Source organism: Pseudomonas cremoricolorata DSM 17059 = NBRC 16634, from assembly GCF_000425745.1.
Taxonomy (GTDB): Bacteria; Pseudomonadota; Gammaproteobacteria; order Pseudomonadales; family Pseudomonadaceae; genus Aquipseudomonas; species Aquipseudomonas cremoricolorata.
In genome coordinates, this window is the sequence record NZ_AUEA01000006.1 from 1 (window position 1) to 23,607 (window position 23,607).

General features: G+C 62.4%; 32 protein-coding genes. All 32 read right to left on the bottom strand.

The window, feature by feature from the left end; genetic code table 11:
• Positions 1-722: 722 nt before the first annotated feature.
• The 32 genes from H618_RS22335 to H618_RS0106765 all read right to left on the bottom strand — a co-directional run bounded on the left by H618_RS22335 (position 723) and on the right by H618_RS0106765 (position 23,606).
• Entirely contained in the window at positions 723-1,418 is a 696-nt protein-coding gene (locus H618_RS22335) for a GNAT family N-acetyltransferase (protein WP_081673726.1), read from the bottom strand.
• Positions 1,419-1,465: 47 nt separating this feature from the next.
• Positions 1,466-2,248 (bottom strand): hypothetical protein, encoded by a 783-nt coding sequence (locus tag H618_RS22735; RefSeq protein ID WP_154660627.1) that lies wholly within the window; start codon positions 2,246-2,248, stop codon positions 1,466-1,468.
• A gap of 202 nt (positions 2,249-2,450) precedes the next feature.
• Entirely contained in the window at positions 2,451-2,852 is a 402-nt protein-coding gene (locus tag H618_RS23435; RefSeq protein WP_211232353.1) for a hypothetical protein, read from the bottom strand.
• Positions 2,849-3,145 carry a hypothetical protein gene (locus H618_RS0106615; RefSeq protein ID WP_028694322.1) on the bottom strand — a complete coding sequence of 99 codons (297 nt, stop codon included), beginning with the start codon at positions 3,143-3,145 and terminating at the stop codon, positions 2,849-2,851. Before H618_RS0106615 ends, H618_RS23435 begins: the two co-directional genes overlap by 4 nt.
• Before the next feature lie 77 nt (positions 3,146-3,222).
• Positions 3,223-3,432: a hypothetical protein gene (locus H618_RS0106620; RefSeq protein ID WP_028694323.1), complete on the bottom strand. Its 210-nt coding sequence runs from the start codon at positions 3,430-3,432 to the stop codon at positions 3,223-3,225.
• A 71-nt stretch (positions 3,433-3,503) separates the two neighbouring features.
• Entirely contained in the window at positions 3,504-4,298 is a 795-nt protein-coding gene (locus tag H618_RS0106625) for a DNA adenine methylase (protein ID WP_028694324.1), read from the bottom strand.
• Between the two features lie 151 nt (positions 4,299-4,449).
• Entirely contained in the window at positions 4,450-5,001 is a 552-nt protein-coding gene (locus tag H618_RS22340) for a lysis system spanin subunit (protein WP_081673737.1), read from the bottom strand.
• 2 nt (positions 5,002-5,003) lie between these two features.
• The gene (locus tag H618_RS0106640) at positions 5,004-5,573 is read right to left on the bottom strand and encodes a glycoside hydrolase family 19 protein (protein ID WP_028694326.1); all 570 of its coding nucleotides are present in this window, start codon (positions 5,571-5,573) and stop codon (positions 5,004-5,006) included.
• A 37-nt stretch (positions 5,574-5,610) separates the two neighbouring features.
• Positions 5,611-6,654, bottom strand: a complete 1,044-nt coding sequence (locus H618_RS0106645; protein ID WP_028694327.1) for a phage late control D family protein — start codon at positions 6,652-6,654, stop codon at positions 5,611-5,613.
• Between the two features lie 55 nt (positions 6,655-6,709).
• Positions 6,710-6,916 carry a tail protein X gene (locus tag H618_RS0106650; protein WP_028694328.1) on the bottom strand — a complete coding sequence of 69 codons (207 nt, stop codon included), beginning with the start codon at positions 6,914-6,916 and terminating at the stop codon, positions 6,710-6,712.
• Positions 6,891-7,745, bottom strand: a complete 855-nt coding sequence (locus H618_RS0106655; protein ID WP_028694329.1) for a phage tail protein — start codon at positions 7,743-7,745, stop codon at positions 6,891-6,893. The genes H618_RS0106650 and H618_RS0106655 overlap by 26 nt, the downstream gene beginning before the upstream one ends.
• A 9-nt stretch (positions 7,746-7,754) precedes the next feature.
• Positions 7,755-11,702 (bottom strand): phage tail tape measure protein, encoded by a 3,948-nt coding sequence (locus H618_RS23140; RefSeq protein WP_050577237.1) that lies wholly within the window; start codon positions 11,700-11,702, stop codon positions 7,755-7,757.
• A 128-nt stretch (positions 11,703-11,830) separates the two neighbouring features.
• The gene (locus H618_RS0106670; RefSeq protein WP_028694330.1) at positions 11,831-12,127 is read right to left on the bottom strand and encodes a phage tail assembly protein; all 297 of its coding nucleotides are present in this window, start codon (positions 12,125-12,127) and stop codon (positions 11,831-11,833) included.
• 42 nt (positions 12,128-12,169) lie between these two features.
• A complete protein-coding gene (locus H618_RS0106675; protein ID WP_028694331.1) occupies positions 12,170-12,679 on the bottom strand; it encodes a phage major tail tube protein in 510 nt (169 codons plus the stop codon).
• A gap of 12 nt (positions 12,680-12,691) precedes the next feature.
• Entirely contained in the window at positions 12,692-13,858 is a 1,167-nt protein-coding gene (locus tag H618_RS0106680) for a phage tail sheath subtilisin-like domain-containing protein (RefSeq protein WP_028694332.1), read from the bottom strand.
• Between the two features lie 84 nt (positions 13,859-13,942).
• Positions 13,943-14,089: a hypothetical protein gene (locus H618_RS22745; protein ID WP_154660628.1), complete on the bottom strand. Its 147-nt coding sequence runs from the start codon at positions 14,087-14,089 to the stop codon at positions 13,943-13,945.
• A gap of 33 nt (positions 14,090-14,122) precedes the next feature.
• Complete coding sequence (locus H618_RS22750; protein WP_154660629.1) at positions 14,123-14,263, bottom strand: hypothetical protein; 141 nt, start codon at positions 14,261-14,263, stop codon at positions 14,123-14,125.
• A gap of 66 nt (positions 14,264-14,329) precedes the next feature.
• Positions 14,330-14,794, bottom strand: coding sequence for a hypothetical protein (locus tag H618_RS0106695; RefSeq protein ID WP_028694333.1), 465 nt, complete (start codon positions 14,792-14,794; stop codon positions 14,330-14,332).
• Between the two features lie 10 nt (positions 14,795-14,804).
• On the bottom strand, positions 14,805-15,560 hold the full coding sequence (locus tag H618_RS0106700; RefSeq protein ID WP_028694334.1) for a hypothetical protein: 756 nt from the start codon (positions 15,558-15,560) through the stop codon (positions 14,805-14,807).
• Between the two features lie 6 nt (positions 15,561-15,566).
• The gene (locus H618_RS0106705) at positions 15,567-16,433 is read right to left on the bottom strand and encodes a phage tail-collar fiber domain-containing protein (protein ID WP_028694335.1); all 867 of its coding nucleotides are present in this window, start codon (positions 16,431-16,433) and stop codon (positions 15,567-15,569) included.
• Positions 16,430-17,152: a phage tail protein I gene (locus H618_RS0106710; protein WP_028694336.1), complete on the bottom strand. Its 723-nt coding sequence runs from the start codon at positions 17,150-17,152 to the stop codon at positions 16,430-16,432. The genes H618_RS0106705 and H618_RS0106710 overlap by 4 nt, the downstream gene beginning before the upstream one ends.
• On the bottom strand, positions 17,149-18,114 hold the full coding sequence (locus H618_RS0106715; protein ID WP_028694337.1) for a baseplate assembly protein: 966 nt from the start codon (positions 18,112-18,114) through the stop codon (positions 17,149-17,151). The genes H618_RS0106710 and H618_RS0106715 overlap by 4 nt, the downstream gene beginning before the upstream one ends.
• Positions 18,111-18,437: a GPW/gp25 family protein gene (locus tag H618_RS0106720; RefSeq protein WP_028694338.1), complete on the bottom strand. Its 327-nt coding sequence runs from the start codon at positions 18,435-18,437 to the stop codon at positions 18,111-18,113. Before H618_RS0106720 ends, H618_RS0106715 begins: the two co-directional genes overlap by 4 nt.
• A gap of 2 nt (positions 18,438-18,439) precedes the next feature.
• Positions 18,440-18,664 (bottom strand): hypothetical protein, encoded by a 225-nt coding sequence (locus H618_RS0106725; protein WP_028694339.1) that lies wholly within the window; start codon positions 18,662-18,664, stop codon positions 18,440-18,442.
• Positions 18,665-18,707: 43 nt separating this feature from the next.
• Positions 18,708-19,289 carry a phage baseplate assembly protein V gene (locus tag H618_RS0106730; protein WP_028694340.1) on the bottom strand — a complete coding sequence of 194 codons (582 nt, stop codon included), beginning with the start codon at positions 19,287-19,289 and terminating at the stop codon, positions 18,708-18,710.
• Complete coding sequence (locus H618_RS0106735; protein ID WP_028694341.1) at positions 19,286-19,822, bottom strand: hypothetical protein; 537 nt, start codon at positions 19,820-19,822, stop codon at positions 19,286-19,288. The genes H618_RS0106730 and H618_RS0106735 overlap by 4 nt, the downstream gene beginning before the upstream one ends.
• On the bottom strand, positions 19,815-20,474 hold the full coding sequence (locus H618_RS0106740) for a hypothetical protein (protein WP_028694342.1): 660 nt from the start codon (positions 20,472-20,474) through the stop codon (positions 19,815-19,817). The genes H618_RS0106735 and H618_RS0106740 overlap by 8 nt, the downstream gene beginning before the upstream one ends.
• On the bottom strand, positions 20,471-20,791 hold the full coding sequence (locus tag H618_RS0106745; RefSeq protein ID WP_028694343.1) for a head-tail joining protein: 321 nt from the start codon (positions 20,789-20,791) through the stop codon (positions 20,471-20,473). Before H618_RS0106745 ends, H618_RS0106740 begins: the two co-directional genes overlap by 4 nt.
• A gap of 2 nt (positions 20,792-20,793) precedes the next feature.
• A complete protein-coding gene (locus tag H618_RS0106750; protein ID WP_028694344.1) occupies positions 20,794-20,979 on the bottom strand; it encodes a hypothetical protein in 186 nt (61 codons plus the stop codon).
• Between the two features lies 1 nt (position 20,980).
• Complete coding sequence (locus tag H618_RS0106755) at positions 20,981-22,012, bottom strand: major capsid protein (RefSeq protein ID WP_028694345.1); 1,032 nt, start codon at positions 22,010-22,012, stop codon at positions 20,981-20,983.
• A gap of 10 nt (positions 22,013-22,022) precedes the next feature.
• Complete coding sequence (locus H618_RS0106760; RefSeq protein ID WP_028694346.1) at positions 22,023-22,373, bottom strand: head decoration protein; 351 nt, start codon at positions 22,371-22,373, stop codon at positions 22,023-22,025.
• Between the two features lie 12 nt (positions 22,374-22,385).
• On the bottom strand, positions 22,386-23,606 hold the full coding sequence (locus H618_RS0106765; protein WP_028694347.1) for a S49 family peptidase: 1,221 nt from the start codon (positions 23,604-23,606) through the stop codon (positions 22,386-22,388).
• Between the last annotated feature and the right edge of the window lies 1 nt (position 23,607).

Below are 23,607 nucleotides of genomic sequence, written 5' to 3' on the forward strand. Positions count from 1 at the left end.
TGTTGGAGGCAATGAAACCAACAGCGCAGATGGACGCCATGTTGGAGGCAATGAAACCAACAGCGCAGATTTCAGCCTGGCTGGGCGCTGATAGCGACGGCGCAAATCCGCAGATCCATAGGTAGTGAGCACCCAAACACACCCCGATTGTGCTGGAGTATTAACGAGAAAAAGCGCCAAAGCCCCGTATGCAAAGGGCTTTGGCGCTTTTTATGCATGTCGAATTGGGGCTCAAAAGGGCATAGATGCGCATAGAATGGCCCTCGGGTTGCCCCATTTTTGCCCCAATACAAACGCTTGGACGGCCATTGGCGCCCTAACGGAGTCGCCCTGCCTTATACGCCGCCTTCTCCTCTGCGCTCAGCGCAACAGTTTTCAATGTCGCACTCGTCACTTCGCTGCTGACTGTAGTGAAGCAGTCTGGACAATCAATGTCCTCTCGCTCTTTTCCCCCGGGAAAGGTGCCACTGGTATAGACGACTTTGAACAATTCACCGCAGTTTGGGCAGGTATACGTGCTCATCAACCATGACTCCATTTCTTGATTGGTGCCGCATTGATATCACAGCAGCGGGCCAGTAGCTAGCCGCTAAAACCATGGTCTGATTCGTAGGGATTTGAACCCGCCCGCTTGGGCACATAGGCCGTATTAGGCCAGTAAACCTGCAAGGGCAAACATCCTCGATTGGCACACCTTGGCCTGTTACGGCCTCATATTTGCCCTAATTTTGCCCTAAGTCCCGCTGCTGCTGATCCTCTGCTCGCTGCTTCAGGCGCTGCTTTAGATATTGCTTCGCTTTGCCTTCTCCAGCCTTCTGAAGTTTCTTCATAGCCTTGTTCGCCTGGTCGACCGCGCGCTTGGTCGAACGACGCGATGCCGCCAACTGCTCCTGCAAAATCGGCGGCTGTTGCTTGAGTTGATCCTCATCCAGGACCGGCGTCTCCTCCTGAGGATAACCTATGACCATAACAATATGGTTCTTGCGCACCGAGGCAGGCACGAATCCATACCTCTCATAACGGGAGACTTGGTGCACGTCGCAAGAGAGGCTGATGACTGAATATCTACTCACTATATCACGCATCATCAAACTCATAATGCCTTGGTTGCGACGGGCCTTGCTGACAGCCGTGTAGTAGACACCGCATTCACCACTAGGTGAAAGACCGCATAATGCGAAACCAAGAACCGCGCCATTTTCAGCAGCAGTCACCAACTCGATCTGAGACGGTGAGGGGCGAGCTAAATAAGCACGAATCTCCGTAAGCAAGCTCAAGCGGTATGCACTGAACAAAGGATGAGAGACAGGTGGGTGAGCCATTACCAATTCTGTGACATTCTCAGCAACGAGGTCTAACACCTGCTCTCCGAGAGCTTGAATAACGGGAGCAAAAGCTCTATTGATTACGATCATCATGATTCCTCGTACTTATATCTATCCATGGCAATTCAAAAACTGCAAGATTAAAAAGCCCCAGGTTTGTGGGGCGGCTGGACCTGCCAAACCCAGTGACCGGTCCCAGACCAGTCGTCCACCCCCCACTGTGGTATTACTCGTGAAGAAACAATATTGTATGAGTACGGCCTATTCCAAACTGGAGAGTAGTTAAAGGACGCACGCCATGACGCAAGGAACCTCTCACACCAACTTGCATATGCCGCAACAAGCCAGTGCAAGCTTTCTGGAATATGCCTCAACGTCACCTTAGACTGCAGGCCTACGCGAAACTCCCAGATCAAGCCACTAGGCAATACTAAACAGTCTGTCGTTTGAGCTTCACCATTATTGTGAACCAGATAATTCCTAAGATTTATAAATTTTTTCCAAACCACCTCATCGGCTGTCGTGACCCAACCAAGCTTTCGACTTCGCTCAATCATATTCACCAGATAAATCTTGTCAGGCACCTTCCCATACACACTTGGCGCCCATCGAATTGCTTTTCTGGCACATGACTCGAAAGATGACATTATGGCGACAAAACAGCCATTCAAAACATCAATTAGTCTTTGCGCAGACTCCGGAACATCGTTTAGATATTCCTCCATACTTCCCCGCATTGACCGAGGCAAAACTTGATTATAGTAGCCAATAAGCTCAATGGCTTTTATAAGATGATTGTGCGCCATATTCAACCCAGCCAGAGGCATCAGATTAGTCTCAACCGCATAGCTGGCACATAGCTTTTTATTCAACTCAAAACAAGAATTCTTGAGAACCATCAGCCTGCGCATGAGGTTTTCCAATGGCCTACTCCTGAGTATTATTTCCTAAATTAGAGCTACTGAATCAACGCAAGTCAAGGCTGATGCGGCTTGGCGCGTTGCAATTTATGGCCTCCTGCATTCATCGATTGATTATCTCAGGCGCGCACGCTTGACACGCCTTAAGCGCAACCAGTTCACCATCAAGCTTCTCAGCGATGCCCTCGACTGGTTGAGTGTCCGCCTAATCAGCCCCGCGCGACTTGTCGAACTCCAGCCAAGTTTCCGCACCTCCATTTGTGTGCACGACCGGAATATCCAAATGCTTCCAACCTCCTGTATACGGCGTTGGTTTATTTTCCACGGTGATGGTGTGCAGCTTTTCAATCACCCTGTCCCTGGCAATCAGCTCCGGTATCGGAAACACTTCGTCTAATCCCACCAAGAACTCCAACTCCTGCAGCGCCCATAATCGACCGGCCTCGGCAAGCTCGAGCATGTCGGACAGCTCAGCGTCTCCCACCTCCCCTCGCTTCCAGGCCGCATGGGCCATCTCACTGAGCACCGCCTCTCGGCTGTCAGGATCTGTCAGGAGTTCGTAGCGGTCATCCAGTTCATCCTTCCATGCCTTCGGAATCCCCCTCATGAGCACACCCTGCACCACCAGGACTGCGCGTACAGCACGCCGTCTATCTCTTCAACGCCCGAGATATGCATGCCTAGTTGAGCCATGTTGCTGATCTTGGCGTCGTGCAGCCGTGGGATAACGTCGGGCCCGGGCGCTGGGTTGAACACCCACGCCTGGGTCGCAAAGCGGTTAAGCGGATCGCTGTGGCAATTAATAATGTGAACGTCGGCATGCATAGGGGTCATCCTCCTGATTTGGTCGGCTGGGATGGCCACTCCATGCTCGCGACGGCGAACGAGTAGGAAATACATGGCACACCAATACTGTATATAAGAACAGTATCCTACTCAGAATTTTGCGCGCTTGAGAATACCCTCCGGCTGGACGGTTAATGCTTCGTGATCGAGATCTGGCCGGAGGCGTACAGCTGGTAATCCGTAACGGCTTGAAACGCTGACTCAGCCACCAACCGCAGTCGCTCGACCTCAGCAGCAGGCGAACCCTTCGCCTGCGCTTGGTGATAAACCCGTAGAGCGGCGATTGCCTCTTGGATCAAGGGCTCACCAGCGCTCGCCAGTCCTGCAATCGTCCGCTTCATGACTCTACCTGCTGGGCTTAGAAGGCACAGTGTAGGTGACCTCGCACCCCGGCTCCGAGCGCCGAGAGGAACTAAAACAGCTGACCCAAGCTGGCCGGCTTCCAGTTCATGATCACCAGCTCGCCTGTCACGTGCGCTTGGACGTGGCGCTGGTTCGTAGTGCTATACCGAATTTCGAGATGCTCGAAGTGAAAGCCGTCGAACGCTCGGCGAATGTCCGGGTGGTCGTTAATACTGACCATGACCTTGCCTTTGCAAGTGCGCATGAACTCGGCCATGCGCTCGTATTCTTGGAACGGGAAATCTAAGCCGTAGCCTGCGGTGCCCCAATAAGGGGGGTCCATGTAGAAAAAGGTATGCGGTCGATCGTAGCGCTCTGCGCACGTGAGCCAAGGCAGGTTTTCTACATACGTTCCTGCCAAGCGCTGCCACGCTGCGGAAAGGTTTTCTTCGATGCGAAGCAGATTGATTGCAGGGCCGGTAGTAGCGGTACCGAATACCTGACTCGTGATCTTGCTACCGAAGGCGTGCTGCTGCAGATAGAAAAACCGGGCTGCGCGCTGAATGTCGGTGAGCGTTTCGGGCCGTGTCATTTTCTGCCACTCGAAGATCTGCCTCGAGCTGAGGGCCCATTTGAATTGGCGCACGAACTCTTCTAGGTGATTCTGCACAACGCGGTAGAGGGTAACCAAGTCGCCATTGAGGTCGTTGAGGACTTCGACCGGCGCGGGCTGAGGACGCATGAAGAACAACGCGGCGCCGCCGGCGAAGACTTCGACGTAGCATTCATGAGGGGGAAAGAGGGGGATCAAGCGGTCGGCTAGGCGGCGTTTGCCGCCCATCCAGGGAATGATGGGGGAGGTCATAGAGTCGCAAGTCTTTACTGTATGGATAAACAGGTGTTAGGCTCGCCGCGCTTTGTGCACGAAGCAGGAGCCTAGGCTGGACTTGCAGGGAGAGTCTGCGGGTTCGGCGGGCCGGGCTTGATGTTGACGCATCCGCCCGGCTCGCTTCTTTTCAGCGGGTTGTTTCGCGCACATAGGCCTGACAGACCTTGAGTGCGATCAGTCCTCGATCACCTTCGTCGGTGATCGCGATAATTCGTTGAGCATGCGCTGGGTCAAGGTCGGCTCGAATGGCTCCATGAACCAGGCCTGCGGTGCCGGCGGTTTCTCGCACCCCACCGTCACAACCCTGGGCGGCAAAGGCTCCGGCGTCGACAAGGACTGACAGCCGCAGATCGCTGGTAGCCAGCCGATCACGCAAGCGAGCTTGAGTTTGTTGAGCATCGTGCAACTCCTTTGAATGCGTTTGTGCCTGCTGTGCCAGGCGTTCCTCCAGGTCACGGCGCTGTGCCTGTTGCTCGGCTATCTGGTCAAGCGCCGCAGCTGCTGCTTGCTCGCGCTCATGGCCACTGGCAGCGCGCAGATCCTGCAGCTGTCGACTGTAGTCAGCTGATTGCTCGGCCAGTTGACGGCTGTAGTCGTTCGCTTGCCACAACCACGCTCCTGCCCCGCCGATTACGACGCCTGCGGTCAACGCCGCCACCGTCGGCAACCACGCCGGCAGGATCACTGCAGCACCTCAAGCGCACGCCGGTAGAGCGCCTGGCGATCTGCCAGGCCGTTGGTGCCACCGTTGATTTTCCGTGTGATCTGCTCGAACACCGCATCGTCGGCGCGAGTCACCTTGTCGGCCAGGCTGTTGAGCGCTGCCCGCTGCCAGAACCAGCCGGCCGACAGCGAGGCATAAACCGGCTGTTCGAGCAGATCCGGTGTGTTCAACAAGCGGCTGTCACCGAACAGCGCCTCGCTGCAGTCGCGGTAGTTGCTGCGGCCGGTGACCTGAATCAAACCACGGCCCCGGTAAAGCTGGCCGTCGCCGTCGGCTTCGGGCGTGTTGCCCAGGCGCTGTGCGAGGCGGCCGGTGTCGTACTTGGCGAGGTAGGCGTCGCTGCCCAGTTCGCGCACGTAGCGCAACTGGCCAGACTCGTGCCCAACTTGGGCGAGAAATGCGGCCATGCGCAGGCGGGTGATGATCGCGTATTTGCCTAGCGTGGCATTCAGGCCAGGAACAAAAACGCCGGCTCTTTGGCCGGCGTTGGGGAAGATCTGCTGCAGCTGGTGAACGGTAATTGCCATGTGTGTTTGACTCCATGCGGCCGCTTCCGGCCGGGGGTTAAAGGTCCACGACCTTGACGGGTTTCTTCTCTTTCTTTTTCTTGCCGGCGGCCTTCGCCTTGCCCTTCTTGCCGCCGTTGCACTCGACCGTGGTCGTCCACCCGGACTGAGTGAATACCTGCTCAACGCCATCCACCAGGTACTCGCCATCGAGCCCCACCTTGAAGCCCTGTGCATTGATCCGGCGTTCGGCGAACAGATCCGTGCGGCCGGGCATTTCAAGGCGCACGCCGGCGGTGCTGCGGTTGAACGCGGCCAGCCGCGCCTTGGCGGCCTGCTCGGCAGCGGTCTTGTTGGGGTAGATGTGGCGGTCGGTGTGCACGGCGGGCAGGCCCGTAGGCACGTCGCCGTTGTCGACCTCGACCACCTTGAGGACGCCGCTCTTCTTGTCCTGATGCTGGGTCTTCACCTGCTTCTGAGTGGTGCGGTCGCCTAGCCGGAACTGATAGCGCGTCACATCCGTTTTGTTGAGGGTGATGATCGGCAGCGACTTGCCGGAGGCGCTCTGCCCACCTTGTCGCGGCATGACCAGCAGCTTGCCCTCGGCCACCTTGGCCGTGCTGTCGTACTGCCTGGCGAGGCGCGTGATGAAATTAAAGTCTGATTCGTTGCGCTGATCGGCGCGCTCGACCTTGGTCTGGGTCGGGCACACCGCCTCCCAGCCGTTGCGCTTGGCGATGTCGCTGACGATCTGCGCGAGCGGGACGCCCTCCCAATTGCCGTTGCGCACGGTCTTGCCGCTGCCGCGCATGTCGCTGGCCTTGCCGCGAATGGTCATTTCATCCGGCGGGCCGCTCATCTGCACTTCGTCGACCATGTAAGCGCCGAGTCGGGTCAGCGAGTGGCCCTCATAGCCCATCCAGATCTCGACCTTGCCGCCTCGCGCGGGGAGGGCCACCGCCTGATCGCGGTCATCGATGCGCAGCTCGAATTCGTCCGACTCGGTACCGGGTTTGTCCGAAGTGCGCAGCAACAGCAGACGGTCGTTGATCAGCGCGGTGATGTTCTTGCCATCCGCGACTATCCGAAAAGCAGGTTTCATAGGCGCTCCAGAAACAGAAAACCCCGCACAGGGCGGGGTCAGTGAGGTGTTACGGTCAGTCGAACAGCTGCAGCAGCTCCACGGTGGCCGCCGACAACTCGGGCAACAGGATCTGCAGGCCGGCGCGGTATGGCTGCGCCTGCCTGGCGAGATCCGGGTTCTGCTCGAGCACGGCTTCGACTGTGCCGTTGAGGTGGCCGTAGTGGTGCTGGCAGATCACGTCCAGTAGATCTCCTTCAGACGTTCTGCAGGTCGTCGCCATAGCTCACAAACTCCAGGGTGAAGCCTTGTTTTCGGGGAATGCCGCCGGCCAGCAGGTTGCTCTGCTCTTCCTCGATGCTGACCAGGCACCAGTTGCCCAGTACCTCGCCAAAGCCAGTGACCAGATTGAGCGGCTGCAGACGCCGGCCAATGCTGCGCAGCACGTTGAGTTGCTTCAGGCCGCCTTTGTGGTGAGGGAAGATCGCGCCTTTGAGCGTGATCTTTTCCTCGCCCAGGCCAACGGCCTGCTGTGCGGTCGAGCGGCGCAGGCGCTCCTGGCCAGCCCAGCGGAACAACGCCTGCCGGCGCAGTTCCTCGAAGGCGGCGGTGTCGAGGTTGAAGTAGTACGGCTGCAGCTTGGGATCTCGCGGCTGAATGATCAGCAAGTGTGGGAACGGTGCGACCGCTTCCGCTGCCGGCGTCGCCGCTTTAACGACCCCAGCCGAGGGCAGGATATTTTTCAGTGCAGGGCTTGCCACCCCGGCGGCGGCCGTTAAGCGAGACACCTGCGCTTTCGCCTTGTCGGCCAGCTGCTTGAACGTGCCCAGGCGCTCCTGCACCTGGGCCGCCCCGGAAACAGCCCGGCTGTACGTTGCAGCCACCTGGCCGACCCGCGCTTGTGCAGCACCAATGCCACGCATCACCCGGCCCAGTTTCTGCCCGGCGACGGGTCCGACAAAGGGGATGCTCTCAAGGTCGGCCGCCGCTCCGGTGATGCTTCCGATAGCGCCGTTGAGCGGCCCCATCATGCCGTCCAGATCCTTGCGGCCAGCCTCCCCGGCTGCGACCAATCCGCTGAGGCTCGATTGCAGCTGTTCCATGTAGGCCATGGCACCTCCTTAAACGTGTGGGGCGTCGAACAGTTGGACGGACGACATCCGCTGGTTGCTTTCGCGCATGAACTGCTCGAACAGGCGGCGCAGCGGCGCTTCAATGTCTCGCACGATTTGCGCACTGTCCTTCACGTCGCCTTGCACGGTGATGGGCATGTGCGGGGCAAACGTAAACGTCTGCTCGACCTTTGGCGGCTTCGGCGCTGGCACGCTGGCCGGCTTCGAGGCCTCGGGAAGCTTCACCAGCTGAGCCTGAGGCCGGTCCATTCGCCTGACGATTTCGCCGATGTCATTGGGCACGGTCTTGCTGGTCGACGGCGCGGGGTATGGAGGGCGATCCACACGCTGCGCCGGCCGTTCGGGCAGAACCAAAGGCGTTGGTTCGGGCAGCCGCGCCACCGGAGTTGGCTCCGCTGCGGCCAGTGCCGCGATGGGACGCAGGACAACCGGCGACGGTGCTTCAGGCTTGATTCTTGTCAGCTCGCTGCGCAGAACGCTGCCAAGCGGCGACGGCGGCGCAGGTGGAAAATCAAGCACCGCACGATCAACCGCAGGCTGCTCCATAGTCGCTGGCTTGGCGGCATCGGCCCGCGCTGGAGGCGGCGTTGGGATCTTGGCTTTGGACCGCTCCCGCAAGGCTTCACCCAAGGCAGGCGGCAGTGCAGCCACCTGCTGTTGCGCGACCGGCGTAGCGGTCACAGGCTGGATTGGCACAACCGGGCTGACCACGACAGCCCGCTCAGGCCGGGGCGCAGGTACCACGCGCGCGTTGGTCTGCGCGATGTCGCGTAACGCGTCGCCCATTGCAGGCGACAAAGCGGGCACAAGCTGAACTCGCGCATGGCGATCCGTTGCCGCCTCCGGCGCTTGGGCGACCACAACAGGCCGGACTTGCGCAGGCTCTGAAGGCTCGGTCGGCGCTGCCAGCCGCTCCGGTACCGTCTTTCCTATCACTTGCGTCAGCGGGCGCTGAGGCGCAGCGGTAGGCCGCTGAAGGCTTGGGCCAGTAACGTTTACTACAGGTGCAGCAGGAGCAGCGGCGTTGACCGTCACCTGCGGCGCTGGAGCGGCAATGCTGCGCGCAGGCGATACAGGTGGCAGCGGTGGAGCTACCAGCGGCGCGGTTGCGACAGGTGTCTGTCCCGCGCTGCGCTCCACAATGACCGGCAGCGCAGGTGGCACTGGCGCAGGCACTGGCTCACGAACAACCTGGCCCAGCGCCGGCACCGGCAACGTCTGCACCGATGCGTTGTTGCTCACATTGACCACAGGTGCCGTCGCGATGACGGGCCGAGCCGATGGCGCTGCAGCTGGCAACGCGATGGGATTGACGGTCAGGGGCGCGGGTTCGGCTGCAGGCTTCGCCGCTGTTCCCGGTTCAATCGGTGCCGTCTCATCCCCATCCCCGGGCTTGGCTTTGTCCTTGGACTTGCCTTCCTCTTCGTCGTCGCCGAACAGCCGCTTGCTCAGCCAGCTCCCCAGCGACTCGCCGCCCATGCCGCCTAGGGCAGCCCCAACAGCGCCACCAATGGCGGTACCGATCACAGGCACCACCGAACCAATGGCCGCACCGGCGGCTGCGCCTGCCAGTGACCCGGCCAGGCCTCCTGCCGCCGTGCCGTAGCCTTCGACCTTCTCTTCCCGCGTCTTGGCGGTCATGGCGGTTTTCATCATCGACATGCCGGCGTCGAACAACGCACCGCCCGGCAGTCGCTTGCCCACCATGGAAACCTTGCCGCCTACCGCGCCCAGCGCCGAGCCGATCCGGCGCAGCCGCGTGGGCGGCGGTACAGGTGGCGGCGCAGGCGGTCGCGGAGGTCGCGGCGGACGCGGCCCGGTCGAGCGGTCGTTTCCGCCGGTACCGCCGCGATTACGCCGACGTCCGTTATTTCGACCACTGCCGGCGCTGCCGCCATTGCGCCGTCCCTGCCGACGACTGCCACGCCGACCACCGACGCTGCTACCGATCCCCCGGAAGTCAGCGACGTTGACCACGAAGACTTTCTGCGGACCCGCGTCCGCCCCATCGCCGTCACCGCCCTCCCCGCCCTTGGCTTCGCGGAACGTATCCAGCACCTTGAGACCGGCATCCACCAGGCCCAACGCACCTGCCGGCTTGTCCTCTCCATCACCTGCAGGCGCGCCCTCGCCCGGTTCACCGCCATCCCCGCCACCGGCCTCGGCGGGTTCGTCTTTCTTGAAAACCTTGAGCCCCGCCTGCAGCAGGCCGAGAACTCTGGAGCGCCGAGAGTCGCCGTTGCCGCCGTTCCCACCACCCTCGCCGCCTTCGGCGTGGTTGGTGACAAAAACCTTCTGGATCTCGTTCTTGCCACCGATCCCGCCCAGCAGCTTGCCTCGGGCCAGGTCGAAGATCCCTTTGCCGATCTTGAACGTGCTCCAGGCGGACCCGACCGCGATCAGCGCTGCACTGATGCCCATGATACCAGCGACGACGTTCGGTGCCTTGTCTGCCAGCTCGCCAATCTTGTAGGCGATCTGGCCGATAACATCGGCCGCACGGTCCGTGAGTGGCCGGATGGCGTCACCGATTTTCGTCAGCGCTGCTTCACTGCCCGCCTTGACCGTGCCCCATTTTGCATTCGAGGTATCGCGCGCCTTGCCGGCGTCGCCTTCGATCTTGGCCTTGCCATCGGTGTCCTTGATGGTGGCCATGTCGTCCTTGATGACATCGCCATACTTGATCTGAGCCAGCAAACCCGCACTGGCCGACTGATCGCTGACGATGGTCGCAAGGCCGGCCGACTGCAGCAGCGAGGCCATGGCCTGAGCTTCCTCAGCGCTGCCCTCCGCACTTTCCTGAATGCGCTTCTTGAGCGCCTGCACTTCCTTGAACTTGGTCGGGTTCTGTTGCTTGAGCAGCACATCGGTGAGCTTGATGTACGCCTCAACCGGGTTTGCTGCCTTGCCGGTCTTGACCGCTCTGCCAATGGAACCGGCAAGGTCGATGCCTTCCTTGGCAAAGCGCTCCTGACTGGTACTGCTGATGACCGCGTTCAGCAGGTTGTTCATGTTGGTGGCGGCTGCAGCCGAGTCCTGGGTCTGCTTGTACTGCGACTGCAGACTTGCGCCCAGGAACCGGACCGCCTCGGGGCCTTCCATGCCCAGCGTCTTGATGGTGCCCAACAGGCTTGGCATGTAGCGCGCCATGTCCTTGGGACCGAACGCACCGATGTCACCTGCAGCGGCCACCTGGCCGAGCATGGCGCCCATGTCTTCCTTCTTGACGCCCGCTTCCTTGAAGGCGCTGAACAGCGTTGCAATGGTCTCGCCTTCCATGCCTTGGCCGTCAATCAGGTCGGCAATGAGCGGGGCATAGTCGACCGACTCCTGCCAATCGATGCCCTTCTCGATCAGGCCGCCCACCGCCGTGGCCAGCGCCTGTTGACCCATGCCGACGTCGGCCGCCACCTTGGCGATCCGGTCGGCCATCTGCTGCTCTTCACCTTCGCCGGCGATGTGTGCCCACAGCGCCATCTGGCGAATGTTCGCCTGATAGTCGCCGGACACCTTCGTCGGGATGGCGAGCGCGCCGGTCAATGCCATGGCGCGGCCGGCATTGGACTTGAGGCCCTTCACGCCGTCATCGATCTGCACGCGGCCCTTGATCTGCAGATCTACAGCTTTCGCCTCGCGGCCAAGGCGTTGGTATTCGCGGCCAAGCCGCCCGACCTCGATCCCTTGATCGCGCAAGGTCTTGAGGTTGCGCTCGAACCGACTCTGCAGCTTGTCGGCACCGGCGGCACCGGTGTCGTGGGCGCGCTTCCATTCATCGCGCAGCTTGATAGTTTCGCCAATGGTGCTTTTGAGCACCTTGGCCCTGTTGCCCTGCTGCTCCAGCTGCTTGATGCCGCTTTTGACGGTACCGAGCGCCGAGCCGACCGTCGACGAAACCACACCGCCGATGACCAGGGATAACGCGAGTTTGCCCGCCATCGATCATCCTCCGGGCTCAGTCGGACAGCCACCAGACCATGTCCGCGAAGGTCATGGTCGTCAGCTCTGCGGCCGAGAAATTAAGCTCGGCCGCCAAGCGCTTGGCGGCCTGTTTCTGCACGACCGGGTTAAACCCCGTCCTCTCGCACCAGAAAGTTGTAACCGGTGGCGATGCGGTTGTAGTCCTTGTAGGGCAGCTCTTCGAGATCGCTGACACCGACCTGGGCGAGCGTCGCGAACAGGTTCAGCTCGCGCTGCTCGTCGTCATAACTGCTGGTCGCAGTGGAGTTACGGATATCGCGCACGGTCGGGGCGCGCAGCTTGATGGTGTCCTGCTCGACGCCGTTCAGCGTGGCCGGCTTGGTCAGTTTGATGGTCGCGCTTTCAGCGTCCAGGGTCAGGAACTTTGGTTGTGGCTTGCTCATGTGTCGGATCCTTGTGAATGTGCTGGAGAGGGTTCTGGTGGGTTACAGGCCCAGGTCGCGGCGCTGGCTGGCGAGCTGGTCGACGCCGTTGATCACGCGCTTCATACCGATCGGATCGATCTCGTAGATGACCTCGCCGCCGACTTCGAGCTTGTAATAGGTGACGGCGATGCCGTGCTTGTTCTCGGCTTTGTCACCGGGCTTCCAGTCGCCCATTTCCAGTTCCTTGAGCGTGCCGCGCAGAGTGACGATGACCGCTTTGGTTTCACCGCGCTGGCCTTTGAACGAGCCACGGAACACGCCGTTGAATGCGTTGCCATCGGCCAGGCCAAAGAACTTCAGCGATTCCTTGCGCACCCCGGTGGTGACAAAGTTGGCTTCCATCTTCTCCATGCCCACGTCCATCTCGATGGGCATGTCCATGCCGCCGGGGCGGTGCTCTTCGGTCTTGAGCGTGAGCTTGGGCAGGGTCAGGCTCGGCACGTCGCCCTGAAAGCTGATGCCGTCGGCAAACATGTTCATGTTCGCCAGGATTTCGGGAATCATTGCCATGTGCTGCGCTCCTTAAGCGACTTGATCGAGCACTTCGGTCAGCCATTGGTTGGTGACCTCCACGCGGAAGTTGGGGTTTTCGGCAGGGGGCACGTCGGTGAAGCGGATGTTCCAGTACACCTTGCCCTGCTCCAGCTGGCTGGACGTATTGAGCACGGGGTCCGCGTAGACCTCGAAGTTGATGATCGCGCCCTGGGCCTTGAGGTCGCGCATGAACGCCTGCAGGCCTTCGGTCACGTCGCGGATGTAGGTCGAGGTGATGCCCCGGTCCACCGCCCACTTGTGGCCGTAGAGGATGGCGTCCATGACCATGTCCATCGTGCGCACGCGGGTGACGAACGCCCATTTCGAATCGCTGGACAGCGTGCGGTTGCCCCACAGACGGAAGCCGTCGTCGCGGATGATCGTGGTGATGTTTGCGTTGTTGAGCAGGTTGGCCCGGCAGCTCTCGTCGCCGTCCAGGTACTCGATGGCGCGGGTGGTGCCGGTAATGCCGACGAACTCCTTGTTCGAGGGCGAGGCCCAGAATCCATATTCGCTGTCGGTGTAGGCGAACACACCAGCCGCCCAGGCCGAGGCCGGTGCATCGATGGTCTTGCTGGTCACCGTGTCCCACAGCTGCACGCCGGGGTCGACCAGGAACAGACGCTTGGAGCCGAACTGCTTGGCGTAAGCCAGCGCCGCCTCATCGGTGGTACCGGGGCCGTCGATAATGCCCACGGCGCGCAGCTTGCCAGCCAGCGCATCGATGGCGGTCGCCACCGCCTGGGTCGCGCTGTGCTTGGGCGCGACGATCAGCCGGGGCTGGGCGTTGAATCGGCTCTTGCCGTCGAGCAGCGCCTGCAGCCCGGTCCGCTTGCCGTTGGCCTGCACGCCGCCGATAACGGCGGAGATCTGCGCAGCGCTGTCGGTGACCTTGGCGACGCCCGAGGCGACAATCACCGGCTTGGAGCGTGTGTAGATCGCCAGACACGCCTGGGTAATGGCCGAGGCCGGGCCGAAGGCCGCGACCGCCTCGCGCTCGTTGGTGATCAGCACCAGGTCGCCCACCTTGGCCGTGGCGGTGGCACCCTCGGTGAAGGTATCGACCAGGCCAATGATCGAGGACGACGGCAGCGAGACGTTGCGCGCCCCGGTGTCAACACTCGTTACGGTAACGCCGTGAAAGAAACCAGGCATGGAAAAACTCCAGAAAGCAGCAGGCCGCGACGTGCACGGCCTGGGGAATGGATAGGTAAAGGATTGCTGCGGGTCGGGGTAGGCTCAAAGCAGCAACGGCAACCACTGCAGCAGCAGCGCCGCGACCAGACAGGCCAGCAGGGGACAGAGCAGGTCGAGCTGGCCGTCGCGCGTCCAGCGCCAGACCCGCAGCCCGTCGTACCAGCGCAGATGGCTGATGTGCAGCGACACCCTGTGCGCGATGTAGCGTTCGCCCTGGGTGTACTAGCGGCCGACGAAGAACGAGACGGCGGCCGTGGCGCCGAGCCAGTGGCCGGCCGGCAGGCCGAGCAGATACACCAGGCCCGACACGGCGGCCATGATCAGCAGCGCGGCGACCACATGTTCAAGATGGGTACGGTTCATCAGTGCCCTCCAGGCACAAAAAAAGCCGCTTAGCGGCCCTTGGGGTTGACGGTGTTGCCGGTGGATTTAGGCGGCGTTGCCGACGCCCTGCACGCTGGCTTTGATGGCCTCGATGGCAGTGTCTGCAATGCCCTCGATGGCAGCGTGGGTCGTAGCCTTGGCCGCGTCCTGCTTGCCCTTGAGGCGGATGGCGCGCAGCTTGTACAACGCCTCTTTCCAGGCCGCCGCTTTCGCCAGAATGTCGTCTGCAGCTTCCCACGCGCTCAGACCTGCAGCATCGACCCAGGCCTGCACCGACGGCGGCACCTCGCCGCTGTAGTCGGCATCTGCGAACGCTCGCGCCTCATGGGCTGCGACGTTGTATTCGACGACGCGCAGCGGCTCACCGAGCACGGCCAGGCGGGCCAGGTCGGCGGCTTGATCGATTTGCTGTTGGGCCACCAGCATGGCAGCGCCCAGTGGCAGCTCACCGAATTGGAAGCCAGTCAGCGACTGGCCGTCGAACACGACATTGAGGTTCATTTTCTGCATGTTGGGTTCCTTACAGGCTGGCAAGGTTGCTCAGCACGTTGTTGGTATCTTTGGGCGCAGTACCGGAGGCAATGCCCATGATGTATTTGCCGCCGAATCCGCTTGGGAACGACGTGCTGATGGTGATTAGAGAGACCGAGGCCACCGTGTTGCCGATCAGCGCACCGATGAAGTCTGACGGCGCCGTCACCTTGGCGGCCGACAGGGCCAGGCCAATCACAGGCGGCACACCGCCGGTGCTGTTGGTGCGCAGGAAACCGGTGTTCAAGCTCATGGAAGGCGGTGTAGGCGACACCCCGGCGCTGCTTGGCAGCTCCAGAGTGGTGTTGCGCAGCTCCACGCTGTTGGAGTAGGTAACGAGGTTGAAACCGCCCATGGCGGTGGAGGTAGCAACATCGCCGGACATGATCGGGTAGTACTTGGGGATCACCTTGAAACCACTGGTGCCGCCCGACAGGACCAAGGTCGAGCACTTCATCGACACGCGATCAGTCATCACGTAATCGGACAACAGTTCAATGGTGCACATACCGTAGTTGGGCGTAGCGTTGATGGCCTTGTTGACGGTCTTGAACGGCGCTTCCTTAGTGCCGGGGTTGGTGTCCAGTCCGTTGACCTGATCGACGTACCAGGTCCGCACAGTTTCCGGGATGGCGGCGATGGCGGCAGCCACTGCGGCTTCGATGCCGGCTTTCTTGCTGCCAAAGAAGTCGATCAGCTTGGTGTTCTGGGTAACCAGATTGGCTACATCACTTTCGAGACTCATGCTCTGTCATTCTCCGTAAACGGTTTTCATGGTTTGGGTTTGCAGGGCGACGATGGCCGCCGTGTTGCAGATGGCGAGACTCAACAAGCCCTCCCGGTCGGTGTCCTGGCGCAGCTCAACCGTTTTCAGGCGTTGGCCTTGATTGTCCGCGCGAGCCTCGGTGCGGCCCTGTCGCGCGGCCAGGTCGTCGAGCTGATCCTGACGCTGCAGCTCACGGAGCTGCCCACCGGCCACCGCCGAGGCCAGGGCCAGCGAGCTACTGAGCTGGTCCTCTCGCACGGCAGCGGCGTTCTGTTCGGCGTCTTTCATGCGCAGCAGCAGACCCGCGATGGCTTCGCCGGCAAGACGCTGCTTGACTGCCTGCTGCTCGATTTGCTCCTGACGCAACAAGCCGCGCAGCTGCTCGGCAATGAGCGCCTGCGCCTGTGCGGCCAACGGCGCCGCCAGACTGAGGCTCAGCCCGGCTTCGTTGCTGACGATGGTCACGCTGTCCGCCGGCAGGGCCGACAACGACACGTCGTAGGCCAGCAGCACGCTGCTGCTTGCGGGCTTGTACGTCAGCGGGGTGGATGGGTCCGACCAGACCGCCAGCAACGTGCCGTCGCTCAGCAGAAAGCCGATTTCCTTGACCCAGTAGCTGCGGCTATCGTCGGCCAGCGCCGTCAGGTGCAGCAGGGTCGGGCTTAGCCGCTCACCGCCGGCAATGGGAAACTTTGCCGTCTGTGAGACCAGACTTTCCTGATCGTTCGAGGGCGTGTAGCCAGCGGTGCCGAGCACCACATGGGTAATCTGCGCAGAAATGCCGGTCTTGTCGGCCCGGAAAATGGCTGCCAGACCCGCCTTGGTGATGATGGGTTGTAACGGTGTACTCATGTAACGGCCTCCATCGTGACGCGCACGACGACAAGGGCACGGGCCGCATTGGCGACCCTGATGCCCGATTCTGCGTTGAGGGGGATGCCTTGGGCCTCGACCGAGCGCCGAGCGACCGTAAGCGCACGCGTAGCGTTTGCCAGCTGCAAACCCTGCACGGCGGTGTCGATCGGCACCGGCTGCAATTCCACCTGCAGGCGCTGCAGCGCCCGTGCTCGCGTGGCATTGGCGACCACCAGGCCACCGTCGAAGCGTGCGCCGAGGCGGAATGTGTATTGGCTACGCTCGTTCTTCGTTGCGTCGACCAGGGCGCGCAGACGTTGCCCCAGTTGCGGGGAAAGCACGCTGCCCTCGCCCGCGCGGTTGTCATTGGCCCACGCCGTGACTTCGAAGGTGTACGGCGCCGCGTTGGGCACCTGATGCCACTCCTTGACCTCAGCGTTAACCCGCACGGCCTTGAGCACCCGGCGCACGGCTCCCAGCGTGCCCTTGGTCTTGTGTACCGGAATGGCTTCACGGATCAGCTCGCGGCGGTCGGCCTCGGTGTCGGCCGCCTCCCAGCCTTCGACCTTGAGCGCCCAGCCGAGCCAGGGCAGGAAGTGCGCCGGGCAGCGCGTCGAGTCGGCAATGCCCCGAATGATCTCCGGGTCGATGCCCTGACCGCAGGCGGCCTCCAACGCACGTTCCAGCAGCGTGGCGTTGAGTGGTAGCAGGCTCACTTGATCACCACCGACGTGCAGTTGGGGTAATGGCGCTTGTCACAGCTCACGCCTTCGCGCGGCTGCAGCAGCTCGACCTTGCTGATCCCGGTGACGTGCAACGCTGCATAGATGGCCGAAAGCGGCATCTGCCCCTCCAGCTTGCGCGCCTCGGCCAGGGCCGCGTTCAGGCTTTTGCGCGCCGAAGCCTTGACCACGGTCGGGTCGGGGCCTGCCTCCACTTGCAGCACGGCTTGCACGACGAAGTCGGTGGCAATGCCCACCTGCACACGCGGTCGGTCGGTGATCGGCCGCACGCTCTCGGCCGATAGCGCCGCCTCTACCGTCGCGACCAGTTCGCCGGCCTCCACGGTGCTCTCCGGCCGGGCCAGCACGGCCAGGGATACATCGCCCGGCAGGGGGTTGGTCAGGCCGGCGGCATCGTCGCAGACCAGCACAATAGCCCCGGTCGGCAGCAGCGCCCGCGCCTCTACCGGCACCGCCACCCCGGAAAAGCGCGGGGAATCGACCGACACATTGTTCAGCTCGGCCGAGGCCGTCAGACCGTGGTATTCGTAGGCACCGCGGCTGCCGGCGACAGACAGCGCTTCCAGCGACAGCCGCGTGCGATAGCGCAGCGCTTCGTCACCTTCCATGACCGCGTCCACCGGCGGCATGGCGTCGGGATCTGCTTCCTGCAGGGTGAGCCGCTGCACGCCGTAGTCGGCCGCGCGGTTGTCGAGATCCGCGCCTTTGGCGTAGGCCAGCAGACTGGCCTTGGCCGCCGCGTTGACTCGCGCCAGGCTCAGCATGCGCTGGTAGGCCGCGACCTCCAGCAGCTTAACCACGGGATCGGACTCCAGCTCCGCCGTCCACTGGTCGTCCATGTACGCGCGGAACGTGTCGAGCATGTCCTGATAGAGCGCTTCAAACTCCAGCGTCTCGACCACGTCCGGCGGTGGTAACAGGGAAAGATCGATCATGCGGTTATCTCCAATACGGCCGAGTCGCCCAGGTACTGGCCGCTCAGCAGCAGCCCGATCTGGCCGCCGACTACCGACACCACCTTGACCCGCTCCAGCTGCAGACGCGGCTCCCAGCGGGCCAGCGCTCGGGCCACCTCGGCCTGCACGGCGCTCTTCCAGCCGTCGTTGACCGGCAGGTCGACATAGCGGCGCAGGTTGCAGCCGTAGTCCGGGCGCATGCGTCGGCTACCCAAGGGCGTGGTCAGGATGTCTTCGATGGATTGGCGCAGGTGATCCAGGCCGCTGGCCGGTTGCCCGGTGCGGCGGTCCAGGCCGATCATGCTCAGCTGCCCAGCCGCTGCAGCTCGGACTGGCTTTCGAGGAAGGCCAGGCCCTCGGCGTCGTCGCCCGCCACGCTCAGCCGCTGGGCGACCACGTCGAACTGGCGCAGCGTGTCGCCCTGTTGCAGGAACAGCGAGCGCGAGGTGTAAGTGGTGTCGGTAAACGTCACGCGCGCGGGCACCGCCGCCACCGGCTCATCGCCAGCGGCCACTTTCTTGAGGTTCATGGGTTAATGCTCCAGACAAGACAAAGCCCGCAAGGGCGGGCTGTCAGTGTTTGTGGTTGGGTGTGTTGCCGGCAGTATCGATGATGCTTCCGCCGCTGAAGATGTTGCCGGTGACGTTGAGTTCGCCGTTGATTTGCACGATGCCCTCCAGGGTGATGGCAGAGGCCTTGGCCGTGATCACGGTCGACTCGGCGGTAATGGCATCGTCAGTGACGACCGCCTTGCTGCTGCCGACCTCGACGGTGACCGTGCCGCTGGGCAGCGTGATGGTGTAGCTCTGGGCCTCCCAGTCGTAGACCAGCGAGCCGCCGTCGTCGAAGCGCCACACCTCGACATGGTCGCGATTGTCCGGCTGCGCGCCAACGTTACCGTACAGACCGGGGATGAACGTGCCCTGCGCCGGGTCGCCGCTGGGGCTCACCAGAGCGCCCTGCTCGCCCAGGCTTGGCGCACGCCAGTGCCGGGCCTTGCCGGCGGCCAAGGCGTGCCAGCGGACCCAGGCGCTGGTCCAGTCGCTGCCGTCCGATACCCGCACCATGGCTGCTGCCAGGTCCACTGCAACCACCCGGCAGGGAATCACCAAGCCGGCCAGCATGCGGTCGTGCTCGGCGGTCGCATAGCTCATGGAAACCCCTCTTCCGGTGATCGGTAGAGCGGCTCGTTGCCCGGACCGGTGTCAGGGTCGAAGCCAACGACCAGCGAGCCCGGTGGCTGGATCTCCCACGGCCATTCTTCCTTGCCGAGGTAGAGCACTTGGCTCCACTCCACAACCCAGACCGCAAAGCTGTCTAGCTCAGGCCGGCCCCAGTCACGCTCGGCGCGGATAAACTCGGCAAAGCCGATGGGCAGCCCCCAGGTCTGCATACGCAGCAGCACCGCGATCTGCGCCGCGACGAAAGCGGCGATGTGCAGGCAGTTGGCTTCCTCGGCCGGCACGATCACCCGCGCCTCGAAGCGGGCATCGATAGCCGTCTCGCCGGTACCGGGATCGCTTTCGGCCGCTTCGAAGCCGGCCAGTTCCAGCACCACCGCAGGCGGCGGCACCACTTCGAGGCGCTCCGGCATCGTGCCGACGTAGGCCAGGCCCGGTACCGCGTCCCTGATGTGCTGCTCGATGGCCGCATACACCCCGGCCAGCGGAATCGTCTCTTCATCCATTGCCCGTTTTCCTCAAGTATTTGAGCAGTTCGAAGTTCAGCTCCTGCTCCATGACCACCCGCAGGCGTTCGTGCGCCTTGCGAGTCCAGGCCTCGAAATGCGGCCGCACGTCATCCAGCGAGATCTTGGCTTTCGCCAGCGGGAAGCGGTTGCCGTTTTCCGCGATCCAGCCAGAGCGATTACCGCCGCGCGCGGCCTCGACATCGGGGAACTGGCTGGCATCGAAGTGCTTGCTGGCCGTGCGTATCCAGATGTCAGGCCGACCGCCATAGACAGTCTTGAAGAACGCACCTTGGTAGCGCCGCCCTGCCACCGACACACCGGTGCGACTCTGCCGCGCGCGGCCAGCTCGGCTGGCTTCGAGCGGACGGATGCCGAACCAGAGCTTCCCTTGGCCGTTGCTGCCCGACATGTACGCCTTGAGCCGCTGCCTGACGGCGGTAACCGCAATGCGCTGCTCACGGCCCACCTCGCGGGAAACCTGGCTGCGCAGCCAGCGCAGGGTTTTGTTGATAGCTCGGCGCTGGGCAGCCGTGATGGCCTTGGGGACCAGCCGGGCGAACTCGTCATAGCCGCTCAGGCTTTTCGGGTCGAGCTGCAAGGTCAGCAGGCCGGCGTCGGCGGAGATCTTGTGGTAACTACCTACGCTCATCGAACCTCCCGCAGAGTCAGGTTGATCCACCCCGTGCCATCTGGCTTGCGAGCGGCGATGACATACCGTCCGCCACCGTCTTCCGGCGCGAGCTTGATGACCAGGTGCATACCTTCCTTGATGCCATTCGCGTGCATGATCCGCACGGCAAACGTGGGCTCGCGCAGGCCGGTGTTGATCTGGCCGAGCTTGGGTTGCAGCCAGGGGGCCGAGAAGAAGCCAGTGACCGGGTCAGCCATGCCATCGATCTCCGCCTCATCGCCGAGCACCTCCAGCAGCGCGGAGTCCATGAACGCGACGTTTTCCCGGAAGACCATGGTCAGGCCCCGTCGTCATCGTCGGTCCCAGCAGCCGGCAGCTGCCCTCGACGCCCGATCTTGCCTTCCTTGATCAGTTGCTCGGTCAGCTCCTTGCTCGAGGACGAGTAGACCTCGCCCTTCTTGACGATCTGCTTGCCGTCCTGAATGCAGCCATCGACCACGACGTATTCAACCTTACCGGCCATGTCACACCACCTTCGCGAAGAGGAAAGCGTTTGGTTCGAGCAGGCCGGCCAGCGGGGCCGACTGCAGTTTCAACCAGCGCATGCTTGGCTCCTGAGTCACCCAGCTCTTAGGGAAGCGCGCCGCTTCGACCAGACCGCTCTCGATGGCTTCCATGTCCTGAATCGCGGCGTACAGCATGGCATTGCGGGTCGAAGTGGAACCGAGGATCAGGCCGCCTTCGGGGATCACTGGCTGATCCTTGCCGTCGTCGTCGGCGTACCACTCGTCATAGGCGTACAAGTCGACGCCGGGGTCGTTCAGGTAGCCGATGTAGGTCACGCCGTCCGGCAACTCTTGGGGCTTGATGAGGCCCATGTCGACCCGGCGGCTGTTGAGTTGCTCCAGCACTTTCTTGTTGCTCTGGAACGCATCCTGCGCACCGCTGCTCAGCACGGCGACGTTGGCCGAACGGCCGGAGTCCTTGGCAATCAGACGCCGCCACTGACGCAGATTGCCGATAGGGTCAGAGCTGTCGGTGTCCCAACGGCCATTCGCCAGCGTGACCTTATGGGTTTCCTCCATCAGAAAGTCGATGGTGTCGTCTACTCCATCGCCTACCACACGGATCTTGCCGGTGGTCAGCGCCTGGGCGCACATCCACTCTTCCCGGCGGATGATTTCTTCGTCCAGTTCCAGCAGGTCGCGGCCAAGCCGCTCACCCGCACGCTCCAGCGCGGTACGTGTGGAGAACGGGTTGTCGCCGGCCGAACGCTTCAGGATCAGCTCTGCACGCGTGGAACGCTTGGGCTGGATGTAAGGCGGCTTGTAGGTAGAGGACGTGAAACCCGTGCGCTGCGAAACGCTACCAGGCAGCGTCGGGTGAACGAACGGTGCCATCTTGCGCTGGCCCTTGATGATGTCGATGGTCACCGCCTCGGTGCCAAACGTCTCGGGCATGCCGCCGTTGAAAAAGGTGTTGAGCAGGAAGCGGCGCGGCGGACTCATCTGCTCAACGGCTTCCAGCATGGTCAGGGTGTCGAAAATATCGGTCATGGGGGCTCCGTTAACGGATGAAGAGGCAGAGAGGTCGCAGCGCGGCCTTGGCAGCTGCGAGGGTCAGACCCTCGCCAAGCGAGAGCTGGTTGCCGAGCACCTGGCCGGTGAGCCGGATGGGAGCGGTCTTGGCGCCATCCGTGGTGTCGACGTCTTGATCGAGGATGGCTGTCGGTGCCTTCGATCCGTCCTGAGCAGCGGTCTTGCACAGCACGTATTCATGACTGTCGGTGACCTGCCCCAAGACAGCGCCGCGCTTGAGTACCTGACCGGCCGCAATCACGCCGGTGTCGATGACGATGGGGAAATCGCCTGCCGACAGCTGGGTCGGCAGGAAGGTCTTGCGTTCGGGGTTGGACATGTCGGGCTCCTATCAACGGCGCGAAGCGCCTGCAACGATTGCGCTGACGGCAGCTTTGCGCTCGCCTTCCTTGCCGCCTGCGGGTGGGGTGGTAGCGCTCACGCCCTGGGCATCGGTCTTGATGCCGGAGAGCGAAATGCCGCGATCTTGCGCCGCCTTGAACATCACCATGGCGGTCGCCTCGACGCTGCTGCCATCTTCAATGGCCGCCTCGACTTCCTTCTCGAAGCCCTTGCTGGCCAGCGCGTTGATGCCCTTGATGCGCTCACGCTCGGCGGTCGCGGCCTCGGTACGAATAGCCGCGAGGTCTGGCTGATCCGCCTGAGCGATTTCGATGGTGGCTGGGTCAGTACCCGCTGCGAGCGCGGTACGCAGGTCTGCCGTGGTCTTAACAGTGGTCATGGTGTGGGTCCTTGTTGAGTTGAAGGCCGGTTTGGCCAGTTCGGTGATCAGCGATTCCAGCGACCCCACCCGATGGGCCAGGCCGTGCTTGACGGCATCGGCACCGACGCGGATGCCGCCGTGGTCACCCATCTCGGGGACTTGCTCCGCCGTCACATCAAGGTTGCGGGCCACCTTGCCGACGAAGACGTCGCCCAATGCGTCGATGGTCTCGCCGAGCTTGGCGCGGCCTTCTTCGGTGGCAAGATCCGGGCGCTTGTTAGGCGCGTTGCGGCTGACGATCTGGTAGCGGGTACGGCCGCTGGCCTTCTCGTCATCGATGACGGCTTCCACTACCACGCCAATGCTTCCGGCGAGGCTGGCTTCGTCGATGACAATTTCGTGCGCCGCCGAGGCGATCCAGTAGGCCGCGCTCGCGCCGAGGCCGCCGATGTAAGCGACGATGCGTTTGCGCGAACGCCCCTGATAGATCAGCTCGGCCAGCTCGTTGATGCCCGACGCCACGCCGCCTGGGCTGTCAATGTTGAGGACGATGGACTTGACCTTGGGGTCGTCCAGCGCCCGCTGGATATCACTGGCCAGCACTTGGGTGCTGGTCGCGCCGCTGATCTCGGTGAACAGGTTGGCGTAGCGGAAGATCGGCCCGATGACGGGCACCAATGCAACGTTGCCCCGCAGCGTGACCCGGCGGGTCTCTTCCAGTTGTTCGCCGCGCTTGGTAGCCAGCGCGAGCGGATCACCCATGCGGTCCGAGATGGTCAGCAGGTTGTCCAGGGCGTCAGGCAGCATCAGCCAGGGCTGCGAGGCAGCCAGCTCCAGTGCTCTTGGCATG

What these genes read in the sequence shown, in the direction of transcription:
- H618_RS22335 (WP_081673726.1), bottom strand. Translation starts at nt 1,418, where the DNA reads ATGATGATCGTAATCAATAGAGCTTTTGCTCCCGTTATTCAAGCTCTC.
- H618_RS23435 (WP_211232353.1), bottom strand. Translation starts at nt 2,852, where the DNA reads ATGAGGGGGATTCCGAAGGCATGGAAGGATGAACTGGATGACCGCTAC.
- H618_RS0106615 (WP_028694322.1), bottom strand. Translation starts at nt 3,145, where the DNA reads ATGTATTTCCTACTCGTTCGCCGTCGCGAGCATGGAGTGGCCATCCCA.
- H618_RS0106620 (WP_028694323.1), bottom strand. Translation starts at nt 3,432, where the DNA reads ATGAAGCGGACGATTGCAGGACTGGCGAGCGCTGGTGAGCCCTTGATC.
- H618_RS0106625 (WP_028694324.1), bottom strand. Translation starts at nt 4,298, where the DNA reads ATGACCTCCCCCATCATTCCCTGGATGGGCGGCAAACGCCGCCTAGCC.
- H618_RS0106640 (WP_028694326.1), bottom strand. Translation starts at nt 5,573, where the DNA reads ATGGCAATTACCGTTCACCAGCTGCAGCAGATCTTCCCCAACGCCGGC.
- H618_RS0106645 (WP_028694327.1), bottom strand. Translation starts at nt 6,654, where the DNA reads ATGAAACCTGCTTTTCGGATAGTCGCGGATGGCAAGAACATCACCGCG.
- H618_RS0106650 (WP_028694328.1), bottom strand. Translation starts at nt 6,916, where the DNA reads ATGGCGACGACCTGCAGAACGTCTGAAGGAGATCTACTGGACGTGATC.
- H618_RS0106655 (WP_028694329.1), bottom strand. Translation starts at nt 7,745, where the DNA reads ATGGCCTACATGGAACAGCTGCAATCGAGCCTCAGCGGATTGGTCGCA.
- H618_RS23140 (WP_050577237.1), bottom strand. Translation starts at nt 11,702, where the DNA reads ATGGCGGGCAAACTCGCGTTATCCCTGGTCATCGGCGGTGTGGTTTCG.
- H618_RS0106670 (WP_028694330.1), bottom strand. Translation starts at nt 12,127, where the DNA reads ATGAGCAAGCCACAACCAAAGTTCCTGACCCTGGACGCTGAAAGCGCG.
- H618_RS0106675 (WP_028694331.1), bottom strand. Translation starts at nt 12,679, where the DNA reads ATGGCAATGATTCCCGAAATCCTGGCGAACATGAACATGTTTGCCGAC.
- H618_RS0106680 (WP_028694332.1), bottom strand. Translation starts at nt 13,858, where the DNA reads ATGCCTGGTTTCTTTCACGGCGTTACCGTAACGAGTGTTGACACCGGG.
- H618_RS22750 (WP_154660629.1), bottom strand. Translation starts at nt 14,263, where the DNA reads ATGAACCGTACCCATCTTGAACATGTGGTCGCCGCGCTGCTGATCATG.
- H618_RS0106695 (WP_028694333.1), bottom strand. Translation starts at nt 14,794, where the DNA reads ATGCAGAAAATGAACCTCAATGTCGTGTTCGACGGCCAGTCGCTGACT.
- H618_RS0106700 (WP_028694334.1), bottom strand. Translation starts at nt 15,560, where the DNA reads ATGAGTCTCGAAAGTGATGTAGCCAATCTGGTTACCCAGAACACCAAG.
- H618_RS0106705 (WP_028694335.1), bottom strand. Translation starts at nt 16,433, where the DNA reads ATGAGTACACCGTTACAACCCATCATCACCAAGGCGGGTCTGGCAGCC.
- H618_RS0106715 (WP_028694337.1), bottom strand. Translation starts at nt 18,114, where the DNA reads ATGATCGATCTTTCCCTGTTACCACCGCCGGACGTGGTCGAGACGCTG.
- H618_RS0106720 (WP_028694338.1), bottom strand. Translation starts at nt 18,437, where the DNA reads ATGATCGGCCTGGACCGCCGCACCGGGCAACCGGCCAGCGGCCTGGAT.
- H618_RS0106725 (WP_028694339.1), bottom strand. Translation starts at nt 18,664, where the DNA reads ATGAACCTCAAGAAAGTGGCCGCTGGCGATGAGCCGGTGGCGGCGGTG.
- H618_RS0106730 (WP_028694340.1), bottom strand. Translation starts at nt 19,289, where the DNA reads ATGAGCTATGCGACCGCCGAGCACGACCGCATGCTGGCCGGCTTGGTG.
- H618_RS0106735 (WP_028694341.1), bottom strand. Translation starts at nt 19,822, where the DNA reads ATGGATGAAGAGACGATTCCGCTGGCCGGGGTGTATGCGGCCATCGAG.
- H618_RS0106740 (WP_028694342.1), bottom strand. Translation starts at nt 20,474, where the DNA reads ATGAGCGTAGGTAGTTACCACAAGATCTCCGCCGACGCCGGCCTGCTG.
- H618_RS0106745 (WP_028694343.1), bottom strand. Translation starts at nt 20,791, where the DNA reads ATGGTCTTCCGGGAAAACGTCGCGTTCATGGACTCCGCGCTGCTGGAG.
- H618_RS0106750 (WP_028694344.1), bottom strand. Translation starts at nt 20,979, where the DNA reads ATGGCCGGTAAGGTTGAATACGTCGTGGTCGATGGCTGCATTCAGGAC.
- H618_RS0106755 (WP_028694345.1), bottom strand. Translation starts at nt 22,012, where the DNA reads ATGACCGATATTTTCGACACCCTGACCATGCTGGAAGCCGTTGAGCAG.
- H618_RS0106760 (WP_028694346.1), bottom strand. Translation starts at nt 22,373, where the DNA reads ATGTCCAACCCCGAACGCAAGACCTTCCTGCCGACCCAGCTGTCGGCA.
- H618_RS0106765 (WP_028694347.1), bottom strand. Translation starts at nt 23,606, where the DNA reads ATGCCAAGAGCACTGGAGCTGGCTGCCTCGCAGCCCTGGCTGATGCTG.